The following is a 12032-nucleotide window of genomic DNA, read 5'->3' on the forward strand; positions in this document are numbered from 1 at the left end:
CTAAAGCCCCTTAAGCATTTCAATGAATGCGGCGTCCGGGTTGTTCTTCCCTTTGTGCTTCTTCAGTTTGGCACCGTCGAGCACCCACATTTTGTCTTCCCGCAGGCGCAGTTCTGTGATCGCGCCCTGGCTTCGCGTGAGCCGCAGAGTGCGAGACATCAAGAAGTAAGTCCCGTCCAGCCCATGAGGCTCGCTCTTCACTCGCACGCGCTGACCTGGTGCCCACACGGCGCCATTGCCACAGCGATGACCCTTAACAATCGCCCGCATTTCGAATCCTTCCAACCGACTGTCAGCGAGCAATTTGCGGGCGCGAGTTGTGGCCATGTCCTGGTTCTCGGTGCTGCTGTCGATCACCACCTTAGGCCGGAAAATCCCCCGCTTGGCCAAAGTCTCGTCCTGGATCACTGACCGCAGGTGCGAACGAGTGGTGTCCAAGCCGTCATTGTCATACTGCCCATGCTGGCCGAGCAGCGTGATCTGGCTGTATCGATTGGCAATGGACCGACGAACGCCAAGGCGCTCCACGTTGTTACCCTGACCGTTGCGGTTCAGGATCAGTTGGGCCACTGGCGGAGCCTCGTAGTTCGGACCACCAACGACCAGTGTGCCGTCTGGCTCAAACCAAGGCCAAAGGCCGTTGGCCTCGGCGACCTGCATCAGCGCCTCCCAAGCCGACTGCCCTGGTTCAATCTGCACACGGCGCCGCGACTTGGCGGCGTCTGTCTGGATGCTTACCTTGCTGATTCCCAGCGGCTTCACCACCAGGTTGATAACCTCAATCAGCGACGCTTCCCGCATCGAAACGAACGGACATGAGCAATCGACCAGAGCAGCAGCTCCATCGCGACCATTGATGCGGATCGCGACGCCTTGGCGGTTCACGTCGTGCTCGAATTCGTCGATCTGGCCGGTCAGTACCCTGTCACGACCGAGGTTGAGCGTGCAGCTTGCCCCCTCGACCAGGACGGATGGCAAAGTGGCCGTGTCCTTGATGTAAAGCTCCAACTCAAAGGCATCGGATGGGGTGAGCAAATCCGACTCTACAGACCAGCCATCCCAGGTCGCGTGGGTGAGTCCACCGATGGTCAGCGTAATAGCGTCATTTTGCGTAGGCACGAAGCACCTCACCTGGCTGGATGTCGTAGGGAGCGCTCAGGCTCGGATTCAGTCGCGCAAGCTCGATGGCCCGCGAATGGTCGCCGTACCAGCGGTGAGCCAGCAGCCGCAAGTTCGCGGCTGACTCAACGGCACGCTCGATCAGTGGTGGACTCAGCAAGATCACAGAGCGGGCACGGGCCTGGATCAGAGCAGCCATGGTGCGCAGAGCATCGATCACCGGCAGAGCGGCCTCTACGTCGTACAGGCGCCTATGCAGCAGGATGGCCGACTCCAGGAGCGACCGGGACAGGTTGACCAGCGATTCCACATCGTCCGGACTGAGGGTCTGCGTGGTCGCTTCGTCTTCAATGATGGCTGCCACAGCCTGTGCGTTGGACAGCGCCGTCTCCGTGACGATCAGAACCACCAGTGCCAAACTGGCCGCTTCCACGGGATCGGCTGGCATGCTGTCAGGGATCAGTGCCGCATCTGGCTCAGTACCCTGACGGGCACTGACGAAAAGCTCTGTGCCTGCTCTCGATGCTTCTGCTGTCAAGCTGGTGCTGCCCGGCACCGTGGATGGGACACCACGCCGGGACAGCAACTCACGTGACGTTGACGGTGTGCTGTTTTGGATGACTGCTCGAATTTCCGTTGGCGTCCTGGCCAAGTCTACCAATGGGTCAAATGCTGCCATGGGATTGCTAGTTGCCATACTGACCACCTGCGATACCACCCCCATGATTTGGCTGCGCAGTTGCTGCAAGCGAAGACCAATGCCAGGCAGTCCCAAGGACTTTTCCATGAAGCCAGTCCAACCACCACCGATCCAACTCTGAATCTCGGTAACCAGAGAGTCGACTTTGGCCAGGAGGTCAAAAACACCGTCCTGCCAAGTAGTTTCGTCTTCGGCATAAGACGATTTGACCAACGTCCGTACCAGGTCACGATCAAAGAACGGCTCATCAGGGGAGCATTCCAGGAATTGAAGAGCCACCTCGGCGTAGTCCGGGCGCTCGGCGGTGTGCTGCACATCCAGAGTCTGGGTGACGACGGTGACACTACCGTAGATCGGATGCACCAATTCGCCTGGCCCGAGCACATCAAGTGCATCAAGTAGCGCCTTCAGCCCGAACTCATAGTTCGGACCGTTGAATATGACCCGCAGAGCGAAAACTCTACCGCCGCGCCCCATATCCTCAGCCGAGTCACCTTGTTTGTATGGGGTGCCATGCTGACCAGTAAACCACTGGGCTTGTAAGTTTTCGCCCGCAACGTCGAGTGGAACACCTCGAAACGAGGCGTCCAGCAAGTTCTCTTTCCAGCTCAATTTCCGCGCCTCACTTGAATGTCGGTTCGGCGCTCAACTTCGGCTTGAACCATTTCAGAATTAAGCCGCAACTCCAGAACCAGCGGCTTATCAATTAGAGAGCGCAACCGCTGTTCGGCCATGTTGTCGGCGCCCTGTTGAAGCGGGCCGATACCCGCCTGGGTAAGACGGCTGGCCGCGTTTTGCGCCCAACTGACGGCTCCGGCCGCTGAAGTGCCCCAGGCTGTTAGTCCGGATTGTTGATGCGCCAGACGTTGGGCTTGGCTGGTCAACCATTCTTGCGACTGATCGGGGTTCTGTTCGGCCAGGGCAATGCGATTGCTGTAGAACGCTGTTTGATAGGCACGCTGCCCGTCATTGATCAGTTTGTTCCTGGGGACCATCGCCAGGCGGTCTTCGTCCGTATTCTGGCCGGTAGAGCCGCTTATCTGCGTGGCGGTTAAACCGAGCATGATCGGTGCCAACCAGGGCGCAATAAAACCACCTGGCTTGCCCTTAGAAGAAGGTGTATTAGGAAGATCGGGCACACCAGATGTACCGAGATTCATACCGCCGCTTGGCCAATTAGTGACGAATACAGAAGTTACGCCTGCTGCTTCCTCCAGCACTTTACCAACAGCGATATTCTTTAGTGTTTCAGGGCCGCCCATGAACTTATTAATAAGTGCGCCTGCACCTGATTTGACGCCGCGACCGGCATAATAACCACCGACACCAGCCACAGCACTACCAGCCAATAGTTGCTCGCCCGATAGATTCAAGTCATCGAGCAAGTAGCTTCCAAAGTCTGCAAAGCCTTTGTTAAGTGGCTTCGCCATGCGATCAATAGCCTCGCCCAAGGTCGCCTTCATTCGAGCACCAGCGCCGGTGGCACTTTCAACGTTGTCCTTTAGGTCGCTCTCGAAAATTGGTTTAGCGTTTTGAATCTCGCCTGATTGCTGTTTGAATGTATCGAGTTTATTGCCGCCGAGCATAATGCGCATACCACGGATGGTATCCTGGTCCATGCCCTTGAACACCGTCCCCATAAACTTGCCGCGTTGTTCGTCGGTTTTCATCCCGTCGTATTTGCGTTTCAAATCCGCAAATACTTGCTCCGGGTTACGCGATGCACCTTTCGAGTCAAAGAACTTTACGCCGGACGCTTTCGTGACCTGGTCACGATAAGTTTTGTTGCTGAACACGCGCAGAGTCGACTCAGCGAGCGTGCCTAATCGTTCCGGTTGCATCTCAACGGTTGAAAGTGTCTCGGTAAATGCCAGGGCCTGTGCCAGCGACATGCCCGCAGCCTGTGCTGCACCACCGATTTTCGGGAACAGGTCGGCTAGGTTCTCCAGCTCGGCGTTACCCTGGCGTCCGGCCACCGTCATCTTTTGCAGCAGATCGAGCGCGACACCGGCCTTGTTCAAGTCCAGATTGAAGGCACTGGCACCCGCGACAACGGCTTTACCCAGTACCGCCGAGTCAGCCCCTGTGACTGCCGTCGCCTGGCCAATTGCATCGGAGGTCTCCTTGGAGGCGCCATAGTTCACGCCAGAAGCGATCAAGGTATTGAAGCCGCTATCGACGTCGGTCCGGTCGAGGCCGTACTTCTTCGCGATCCGGAAGCCTTCCTGGCGCCACTCTTCGCGATCCGCGTTCGTCATGCCTGCGGTCTGCTGGGTTCGAATCAGCGAACGATCTAACCTAGCGCTTCCGGTTAGCCCTGCACCGACACCAACGCCGATGCCCAAGCCGGTCAACTTACCCTGTGCGCTCTGGCCAAAGCCCTTCAACCGGTTGAACTCTTCACGCACACCAGCAGCCAGTCGCTTAAGCAGGCGCAGATTGCCGCCGCCTGATTGAGCGAGGCGCCGCATGCTGACTTCCGTCTTATCCACCGACTGGCGGAGCTGGTCCGCGCCTTCTTTGGCGGCCTTGGCCAATTCGGTTTTGGTCTCCCGCGCTGCCTGGCGTCCTGCTTGGCCCATGGCCTTAAGATCCGCACTGGTCTGAGTGACACCCTGCCGGAACACACCCTGTCCCTGCGCCGTCTCCCGCATTGCCTGACGCACGATCTTGTAACTCGTTGCGCCCGTCTGGGCGGACTTATTGAGGGCGGTCCCGGTCCTGTTCGCCTCATCCCCCAGCGCTTTGGCGCCGTCCCTGGCGGCTTTCTTCAGGCCCTGCTCAAGCGCCTGGACCTCGCGGCGACTGTTGCCGGAGGTCGCTTGAATCCGCAGGGCAACCCGTAAATCACTCATTGCTACGACTCCAGCAAGGTCTTACATAAAGAAGAAAGGCCCGTCTCCGGGCCTTGAATCAGTGGATGGTATGAGTCGGAGCCTTGGCCGGTTCCCATCCCAGCTTGGCGCCGCCACCAGGGCTGATACTGACGGTGAATCGGCCGTCACCTTCAGGCTGAAAGCCGAGACGTTGAGCAGATTCCCGTAGGTCATCCTGGAAGGCTTCCATGGGGCACCTTGCTCCGATCACCAACACCGAGGCACCGCGCCTGGCACGCAGGTTGTTCTCCAACGTTTGCAACTCGATTGCGCTCAGTGCTACGGATTGACGCTGGCTCATGATTTCTTCTTCCCCCTGGCGACATACCTGGACGTGTTCTTCTTGCGACCCAGCAGAAGGTCAATACGGGTATCAATCTCCGCCTGAGTCATGCTGCGAATCTCGTCTAAGCGGTAGCCGTGTCGGATAAGGGCGTGCTCGATCCGGCGCCAGGCAAGGGTGCTGCCTCGCTCGGCAGCGCGAGCTTTTTTTCCAGCGCCTCATCCGCCTCGGCAAGAATCGCCAGATCCACCTCCGCCAATTGCTCCAGGAGCAGTTCAGTGGTCAGCGATTCCGAGGGAATGTCGCCCAGCGACAGCAACTGACGGCGGTAAGCCTCGACTGTGATCAACTGGAGCGGGCCTTGGGGGTGAGCCTGCTGGGCGGCGACCATGTCACCGGCCACCGGCACGCGAAGCGTGAAGGTCTTATGGCGACTACCCGCAAACAGCACGCCGATACGCAGTTGGCCGGTGGCGGTCAAGCCATCCCAAGCTTTGGAAGTACTGGTCATTTTGATTACTCCGAAGACGAATATCTGAGGGCTGAAAGGGTGAGGTCGCGGGTGGCCTCTCCTTCGAGTTGGTACTTGCTGCCCATCTCGATCAGCGACACGCCGGTCCAGCTTTCTTTCTGGCCGCCGCCATCGACTGGCTCAATGGTGATCTTGGCGTCAAGCATGGCGCGCCAGTTCGGCTCCCCGGATTTCGGAATGGCCACTGACACGCGAAGGTCGTGCTCTTCCATGCCCGCAGCAGTACCGGAGGGGACGCCTGAGCGGTTCATGGTCTTGACGACGGTTCGCCCGGTTTTCAGGGTGTGGTCCAGGGACTTGATCTCATAGTCCGAACCGTTGATGGTCAGGACGATCTGCCCGACGTAGTTATCCGACATGGGATTGGCTCCTTGTTACAGCAGCAGGTCGATGCGACCGGCAAACACGTGCAGGCCGTTCACGACATCGGTTGGAATGGCGGCGTTCAGCCGGCTGACGTCCTGTGCCGAGCGCTCGACCACCAGGGACGGAGCATTGGCTTCGACTTCCTCGACGATCTCCAAAACCTCCAGCTTTTGCAGCACGTCGAGCAGTTCGCTGCGGACAGCGCCCGGCGTCTTTTTGGAAAGCTTGGAGCGAGGGAAGCGCAGGCGAATACGTTCGCGGCAGGCCTGGCGCACGTAGTAGAGGGTGCGAATGGTGGTGAGGTCGAGCAACGAGACATCCGTGGCTCCGGCCGCGCTCTTGGTGTACGTGGTGATCGCTCGAACAATCTGGACCAGGTCACCTGGGCCTACTTCAAGTGGAGTAACCCCGCTGTTGAGGCACGCTTCCTGCTCGGTACGGCCCAGGCGAACGGCAATAGGCGGCACCGCGATGCCGGTCAGTGCCAGGGTGTTGAGCGGACGCGCCGGATCCTCTTCAGAGGCAATCATGGCTGCATAAGCGGCCGCAACCTGGCGAGCCGTGGAGGTAGTGCCGGGTAGCAAGGCAATGGTAATGGCGCCGGAGTTCAAAGCCGTGGCCAAGGCAGCGGCGGCCGACATAGTCGAAGTCACCGCCGCCACACCGATGATGGACTGCTGCTCGATGGAGTCGGTATAGGTGTTGATATGGGTGCGCAGTGCGGTGAGCGCGGTCTGACTGAACCAGGCTGGCACCAGAATGGTGTAACCACCCAGCGCCGTCGCTGCCAGTGCCGCCGAGATATCGGGCTCGGTGTCGCCACTGATCGTCACACCGACGCAGGACACCGCAGCATAGCGATAGGCCGTAATTACTGCGCTCACCATTTCTTGAGCCACAGCGCCGAACTTGGCAAGGGCTTCGGGCGCACTGAATACCTGAGTTGGGACATTGGGCAGCGCGGTCGCCTCAGCCTCCAGCGGGACGATCAGGCAGATGCTCTGTCGGTTGGTGGGAAGGTTCCGCACCGCCAGAGCAAGGTTGAACTCCATGTACACGCCAGGTTTGCGAATGCTGGCCGGAATGGTGTCGAGGACTACGGTCATTACTTGGCCCCTTTAGCGGTGTTTTTGGCACTGCTTTTCGTGCTGGAGTCGGCCGACTCATCGACCAGCTCCAGCTCACCCGAAGCAATGCGGCGCTGGTAATAGGAATGGGCTGGCACCTCCACCGGCTCAGCCGGTGCAGGCATGATTTTTCCAGTGTCTGCCTGGCCTGCAACCGGCAGCAGCGGCACTGGGTGTTCTGTCGCAATCACGAGCATCACAAGTCCCTCAATTCGATCTTGTCGGTAGCAACGCCTTCCGGGTTGTCCGACGGGCTGTGGTAAGTCAGGTCGATGCCTTCGAGCATCGGCATTTCTTCTTCAGGAATGTCCCAATCCAGCGCGACAGCGAAGCTCTGGCCCAGCACCGAGAGGTGGCTGGTTTGGAACTTGCCATTCACCAGGTTGGCGAATTCGGTCGGCGAGACCCTGGCGCCGCCTTCCTTGTGCTGCCACCCTGTCAGGAGCCGCATACAGGCCTCCCAGATCCAGTAACTGCCAGGATCTCGGGCCACCGTGCCGCGTCGGGTTTCGCGCTCGCCGCGCACCGAGGCACTGGCAATGACCAACCGAAACACCACTGCCGCCTTGTAACGCCGGGTCTGGCCTGCCTTGCTGAACACTACCCGTGGGGTGGTGATCAGCACGCTGGGGGTGACCTTGAGCATGTCGACCAACAGGTCCGGGTCGCTCAGCTCACCGCCGTAGCTGTCCAGGTGCAGCCGTGGGAGCTGCTGTTTCAGCTCCGCAAGTCGCGCCTGGATGGCGTCCTCCAGTTCGCCCAGCATCACAAACCACCCAAGGTGCTACGGCTGAACATCCGAGGCTGCTGAGTGATCAGCGGACGTGACGAACCCGACTCGGATGCGCCGCGTTTTTCGTCTTCAGTGGCCAGGCTTTGCAGACGTTTGATGATGTCCAGGTAACGCAGGCGGACCGCCGATTCAGCACCAGCCTTTTCCCCATACAGGTGAAAGCGGGTCAGTTCCGGCAAGTCGTCTGCTACCCAGCCCGGCGCATCCTCACCGGGCTTCCGGTAGCGGAGGTAAAACTGCACCTCGCTTCGGGCTCGGGTCGCGGCATCGGCCATCCGGGCCATCGCCGCCACAGCCGCCGCAACGTCCTCGGCATCCCAACCATCCAGCGATTCCCCCCTTACCGCTGCCTCCAGCAACTCGGGATCAATCGGCCTACTGGTGGCAGGCACGGCCAGATCGGCCATCTCCTTGGCGCCGAAGCGATTGACCAGGATCAGTGCGGTAGGCAGCGAGAGGTTCATTTATCGTCTCCCTTTCCCGAACCACGCTTGGAGCGACCAGCCGGTTTATCAGCGTCCTGCTTATCGGTCGCTACAGCTCCTGAGTCAGCACCCGACGGCGAAGTACCTGGCGCAGCCTGCGACGTGCTCTGCGGCGCTTCAGCACCGCTGGAGTTGTCGAGCGTTGTATCGCTTTCATCGTTGGGCGCCTCCGGGCTGGCCTGTACAGGCTTGAGGTGTTGACTGATCAGCGACAGCAGCGTGTCCCCTGCGATGCAGATCACACCTTCAGTCGTGGGGTCTGCTGGTTCCAGCGCTTGGGCCTCTGCGACGATCAGGGCCGGGGCCGCTTTTTGCTGCTCCAGAATCCTCACCAGATCAGCAGATGCGGTTTTCAGCCCGGCGCGGGCGTTTTCCAGCGAGTGCTCCAGCGCGGCGATGGTGTTACCCATCTCCCCCAGCAGCGGTTCGTCCTGACCGGCGCTGGTGAACGGTTCGGCCTGCTCGGTCACTACCAGTTGTGGATCGTTGCGAAAGGCCTTGAGCTGGTCTTCGGTCAACGCTCCGTCGGCATAGAACACCCCAGCGGCCATATGCGCGATGCCACCACGGCGGAAGCCGTCACGGCGTGCAGTGATAACTACGCCCATGATCAGACCCCAGTGCCGGTGGAGCCGAAGGCCATTTGCCAGAAGCCGTAGCCACCGGCAGCGCGAGCCTCAGCGCCGAACTTGAACTTGCGACGGTTGAATACGTCGTCCGCTTCAGCATCGACCTGCTGCACGAAGACCGGGGCCTTGCGTTCCTGGTAGATGAACGGGCGTACAGGCTTGCTGGTGTCCAACAGGAACCAGGCGGTGTCGGAGGTCAGGCGCGATTCCACGACCAGCTCGGCGGTGCCCTTGTACGGGTTCGGCTTACCGTCCTCCAGGCGCTCGACCGTCAGCAGAGCGCGAGCGGTGTCTTCCAGCGCTGGCGGCACCAGGAGAACAGTCGGGATGGCGTTGATCGGGCGACCGTCTTCATCCTTGAACTTGCGCATGGCGGTTCGAGCCGCACCGTAGCTTGCCTGAGCGGCGGCGAGAGTCGAGACGCTGAGCACTTTGGTGCTCATGTTGCTGACACTGGAATCCGCCACCGGGTGATCGGTGTCGAAGAAGTATTGACCGTCGTAGCAAAACTTAGTGAAAGCGTTGTTCACCAGCTCATAGACGATCTCGTCAGGCAGTTGCTTGGCCGAGAAACCCGCCATCTGCGCTTGCGGCGCATAGATGCCCATCTGGTCATCTTCGATGTGGTTGCGGTCGACTTCGACGGTGGCCTCAAAGTCCTCGTTGACTACCGAATAGCTGTAGGCCTTGAGGTTTTTGATGTGCTTCTCGCCGATCCAGCGGCGCATCTTGGGAAAAGCCGACAGCCAGGCATAGAGGTTGCTGCCCGTACTGGACGGCACCTTCATGGCGATCTTGTCCCAGGTGCTTGGCGCAGACGTGAACGCGTTGTTGAACAGTGTTTTCAGGGCGACGAAAGCCGCCTGGATGGAAGATTTATTAACCAGCATGCGCAGTGCGCTCCTATATAAGAGGGTTACTCGACCCAAACACCGTCGGAATCGATGCCGACGATGCGGCCAGCAGCAGAGCGGGTACCGCTGCTGTCGGTCGCGGCAACGGTGGCGTCGTCGACGATGTAGGCGGTCTTGAACATTTGGGCTTGGGTGACGGTGCCGTCGTTAGCCCATTTGAATGCTCGGTTGCGACGAACCGGGACACTTACCGCTCCGTCGGCGCCTCCCGTGTTGTCCACCAGCTCTTCAGCACGCCCCACATAGGTCAGGCCTGCGCCGGGCTTGCCGGGGATGGCAAAGCCGCTGGCATTCAGAACAACCATGGAGCCACCGAAGATGCGCAGACCGGCACCGACGCCAATGGCGACGATGTCGGTGTGCTTCATGGGGGTATTGCGGTCAGCAGTCAGCGGCATGACTTAGGCCTCACTCTTCAGGGTCTTGGCGAACTCGACCGGGTCCACACCGAACTGAGCACACATTGCTGCCTGCTCGGCGTTCAACGCGGTGGCGGTGCCTGGATTGTTGGGCTGGATGCCGGACAGGCCGGACACGTCAGCGACGACTGGCGCGGCTTGGACGTAAGAGCGGAAACGGTCCAGGCCGCCTTGCTCGGCGCAGGCCGCACGGTGGTAGTCGGCGGTGGCCGGGGTGATCTTGCCCGCCTTCAATGCCGCTTCAATTTCGGCGTTGATGGACTTGTCGCGCTCGGTGCGCTGGTGGGTAGCCAACGCCGTTTCAGCATTGAGCGCCCGGGTTTGCACCGCGTCGTAGTCTGGACGAGGCACGAAACGACTGAGGTCCGGCTGCTCGCTGTTACGGGCGGCGGCAGCGGTTTTCAATTGAGTGGCGGCCGCGATGGCTTCGTTTTCCGTAGCAGACTCGGCAATGCCGAGCGCCGCACACAGGGCGATGGGTAGTGGCACGTGATGCTCCTGGGTTTCGTGGTTGAGAGCGGTGAGAAAGAGGTTGGGCTTGTTGGTCAGCCCGATGCTGACCATGCGGCTAATGCGCATGAAGGTCAGGTCGTAGTCGAAGACCGGAGAAAGGAAGCGGTACTCGCGGATGGCTACCTGAGCAGCGGCAGTCGGGGTCCAGGCGATGTGACCCCAAAGAGCGCCGTCGCGGATCTCCAACTGATCAATCCAGCCAGAGGCGGGAGCAGGCTGCCCAACCGGCGCCAGGATCTCGCTGGCATGCTCCCAGTCGACGGCCAAGTCGATGCCACGCGATGTGAACGCATCGAGCACCAGGCGCTGAGCGAGGTCGTCAAACAACCAGGTGCGACCATCGCGGCCGATCACGGTTGGACCAGGGGGGATAAGCTCGACCCATTCGGGGGCTTTGCCGTCGGCAGAGGCCGTGGCCGAAAGGTCAGTATTGAGTGCGAGTAATGTCTTCATGCCGCTAGTGTCAGCGGCGACCCGTGGAGGGTGAGTTTAAGGTCGGCTTAAGATGTCAGTGTCTGACGGAAACCGATTGGGGATTTAGTGCGGGGCGGCCATTCTATACCGCATTTCACAAACTTCGCTCGAACCATCAACCCCGAATAGTGCTGAGAGCAAATCTAACGCTTGTCTAACGCTACGCACCGACAACAGCCGCCCCGGTTGTACCGTAGAAGCCCCTCAAACGCCGCCTAAGCGCTTAGATTTGATCGCCCTCAAATGCCCCCTTTAGGTAGTTTCCGACGATCTCAGCCACTTCCAGTTCGTCATCGGCGGACAATCCAAGGTAGGGACGTGCTGGCATCTCGGTTGATCGCGCACCATGCGTGACCCACTGGGCAAAGTTGGAAGCGCTCTTCTTCACAAACCGATTGCCGACGCCGTCCTTGCCCGCCTTGAAGTAAACCTGCTGGGATCGGGCCGCGTGATGGATGGCTCCGCCGAACTGGTGGATGGCGCCATAGGGGCGGTCGGTGCCAAAGTCCAACTCGTTGTTGGATACCTGGTGCCGGAACGAGTCCTGCAACATGCCGCTTTCGCGCAGGATCTTTTCCTTGTTGCGTTTCTTTCGGGCCAGTGTCGACGGTGACAGTGGAGCCCAGGGCGAGCCGTCCGGCCCGACCTTGCGCCGAAACCTGTCATCGGTGGAAAGGTGCAGGTATTCGGCAATGTCATTCAGCGGGGTGGTGACATCGCCCAGGCGCTCGATCAGCTCCAGCAGCGCCTTGCTCGCCTGGTCGGTCGTGGTGGTGACGGTGAGGATTGAACCTGCCATGGG

The 12032-nt window shown here is 60.0% G+C and carries 15 protein-coding genes; all 15 read right to left on the reverse strand.

What is annotated here, in order from left to right; all coding sequences use genetic code 11:
* Positions 1-1119, reverse strand: a complete 1119-nt coding sequence (locus QZH45_RS11485) for a phage baseplate assembly protein (protein WP_055134845.1) — start codon at positions 1117-1119, stop codon at positions 1-3.
* On the reverse strand, positions 1103-2431 hold the full coding sequence (locus QZH45_RS11490; RefSeq protein WP_055134844.1) for a DNA circularization protein: 1329 nt from the start codon (positions 2429-2431) through the stop codon (positions 1103-1105). The genes QZH45_RS11485 and QZH45_RS11490 overlap by 17 nt, the downstream gene beginning before the upstream one ends.
* On the reverse strand, positions 2428-4674 hold the full coding sequence (locus tag QZH45_RS11495) for a phage tail tape measure protein (protein WP_055134843.1): 2247 nt from the start codon (positions 4672-4674) through the stop codon (positions 2428-2430). Before QZH45_RS11495 ends, QZH45_RS11490 begins: the two co-directional genes overlap by 4 nt.
* Before the next feature lie 58 nt (positions 4675-4732).
* Positions 4733-4996: a hypothetical protein gene (locus tag QZH45_RS11500; protein ID WP_055134842.1), complete on the reverse strand. Its 264-nt coding sequence runs from the start codon at positions 4994-4996 to the stop codon at positions 4733-4735.
* Positions 4997-5102: 106 nt separating this feature from the next.
* Complete coding sequence (locus tag QZH45_RS11505) at positions 5103-5489, reverse strand: hypothetical protein (RefSeq protein ID WP_055134841.1); 387 nt, start codon at positions 5487-5489, stop codon at positions 5103-5105.
* Between the two features lie 5 nt (positions 5490-5494).
* Positions 5495-5869: a hypothetical protein gene (locus QZH45_RS11510; RefSeq protein ID WP_055134840.1), complete on the reverse strand. Its 375-nt coding sequence runs from the start codon at positions 5867-5869 to the stop codon at positions 5495-5497.
* 15 nt (positions 5870-5884) lie between these two features.
* Positions 5885-6982 carry a phage tail sheath subtilisin-like domain-containing protein gene (locus QZH45_RS11515; protein ID WP_055134839.1) on the reverse strand — a complete coding sequence of 366 codons (1098 nt, stop codon included), beginning with the start codon at positions 6980-6982 and terminating at the stop codon, positions 5885-5887.
* The gene (locus QZH45_RS11520; protein WP_199275571.1) at positions 6982-7128 is read right to left on the reverse strand and encodes a hypothetical protein; all 147 of its coding nucleotides are present in this window, start codon (positions 7126-7128) and stop codon (positions 6982-6984) included. Before QZH45_RS11520 ends, QZH45_RS11515 begins: the two co-directional genes overlap by 1 nt.
* Positions 7129-7199: 71 nt before the next feature.
* On the reverse strand, positions 7200-7769 hold the full coding sequence (locus tag QZH45_RS11525) for a phage protein Gp37 (protein ID WP_055134837.1): 570 nt from the start codon (positions 7767-7769) through the stop codon (positions 7200-7202).
* Positions 7769-8260: a phage protein Gp36 family protein gene (locus tag QZH45_RS11530; protein WP_055134836.1), complete on the reverse strand. Its 492-nt coding sequence runs from the start codon at positions 8258-8260 to the stop codon at positions 7769-7771. Before QZH45_RS11530 ends, QZH45_RS11525 begins: the two co-directional genes overlap by 1 nt.
* Positions 8257-8889 carry an HI1506-related protein gene (locus tag QZH45_RS11535; protein WP_055134835.1) on the reverse strand — a complete coding sequence of 211 codons (633 nt, stop codon included), beginning with the start codon at positions 8887-8889 and terminating at the stop codon, positions 8257-8259. The genes QZH45_RS11530 and QZH45_RS11535 overlap by 4 nt, the downstream gene beginning before the upstream one ends.
* 2 nt (positions 8890-8891) lie before the next feature.
* Positions 8892-9800, reverse strand: coding sequence for a Mu-like prophage major head subunit gpT family protein (locus tag QZH45_RS11540; protein WP_055134834.1), 909 nt, complete (start codon positions 9798-9800; stop codon positions 8892-8894).
* Between the two features lie 26 nt (positions 9801-9826).
* On the reverse strand, positions 9827-10222 hold the full coding sequence (locus QZH45_RS11545; RefSeq protein WP_055134833.1) for a hypothetical protein: 396 nt from the start codon (positions 10220-10222) through the stop codon (positions 9827-9829).
* 3 nt (positions 10223-10225) lie between these two features.
* Positions 10226-11209, reverse strand: coding sequence for a phage protease (locus QZH45_RS11550; RefSeq protein WP_055134832.1), 984 nt, complete (start codon positions 11207-11209; stop codon positions 10226-10228).
* A 244-nt stretch (positions 11210-11453) separates the two neighbouring features.
* A complete protein-coding gene (locus tag QZH45_RS11555) occupies positions 11454-12029 on the reverse strand; it encodes a phage virion morphogenesis protein (RefSeq protein ID WP_055134831.1) in 576 nt (191 codons plus the stop codon).
* Positions 12030-12032 lie beyond the last annotated feature (3 nt).

The organism is Pseudomonas corrugata (genome assembly GCF_050920615.1).
In the GTDB taxonomy this organism is placed as follows: Bacteria; Pseudomonadota; Gammaproteobacteria; order Pseudomonadales; family Pseudomonadaceae; genus Aquipseudomonas; species Aquipseudomonas corrugata.

Excerpts from the sequence above, each read along its gene's own strand:
- QZH45_RS11495 (WP_055134843.1), bottom strand. The coding sequence starts at position 4,674 with ATGAGTGATTTACGGGTTGCCCTGCGGATTCAAGCGACCTCCGGCAAC.
- QZH45_RS11500 (WP_055134842.1), bottom strand. The coding sequence starts at position 4,996 with ATGAGCCAGCGTCAATCCGTAGCACTGAGCGCAATCGAGTTGCAAACG.
- QZH45_RS11505 (WP_055134841.1), bottom strand. The coding sequence starts at position 5,489 with ATGACCAGTACTTCCAAAGCTTGGGATGGCTTGACCGCCACCGGCCAA.
- QZH45_RS11510 (WP_055134840.1), bottom strand. The coding sequence starts at position 5,869 with ATGTCGGATAACTACGTCGGGCAGATCGTCCTGACCATCAACGGTTCG.
- QZH45_RS11515 (WP_055134839.1), bottom strand. The coding sequence starts at position 6,982 with ATGACCGTAGTCCTCGACACCATTCCGGCCAGCATTCGCAAACCTGGC.
- QZH45_RS11520 (WP_199275571.1), bottom strand. The coding sequence starts at position 7,128 with ATGCCTGCACCGGCTGAGCCGGTGGAGGTGCCAGCCCATTCCTATTAC.
- QZH45_RS11525 (WP_055134837.1), bottom strand. The coding sequence starts at position 7,769 with ATGCTGGGCGAACTGGAGGACGCCATCCAGGCGCGACTTGCGGAGCTG.
- QZH45_RS11530 (WP_055134836.1), bottom strand. The coding sequence starts at position 8,260 with ATGAACCTCTCGCTGCCTACCGCACTGATCCTGGTCAATCGCTTCGGC.
- QZH45_RS11535 (WP_055134835.1), bottom strand. The coding sequence starts at position 8,889 with ATGGGCGTAGTTATCACTGCACGCCGTGACGGCTTCCGCCGTGGTGGC.
- QZH45_RS11540 (WP_055134834.1), bottom strand. The coding sequence starts at position 9,800 with ATGCTGGTTAATAAATCTTCCATCCAGGCGGCTTTCGTCGCCCTGAAA.
- QZH45_RS11545 (WP_055134833.1), bottom strand. The coding sequence starts at position 10,222 with ATGCCGCTGACTGCTGACCGCAATACCCCCATGAAGCACACCGACATC.
- QZH45_RS11550 (WP_055134832.1), bottom strand. The coding sequence starts at position 11,209 with ATGAAGACATTACTCGCACTCAATACTGACCTTTCGGCCACGGCCTCT.
- QZH45_RS11555 (WP_055134831.1), bottom strand. The coding sequence starts at position 12,029 with ATGGCAGGTTCAATCCTCACCGTCACCACCACGACCGACCAGGCGAGC.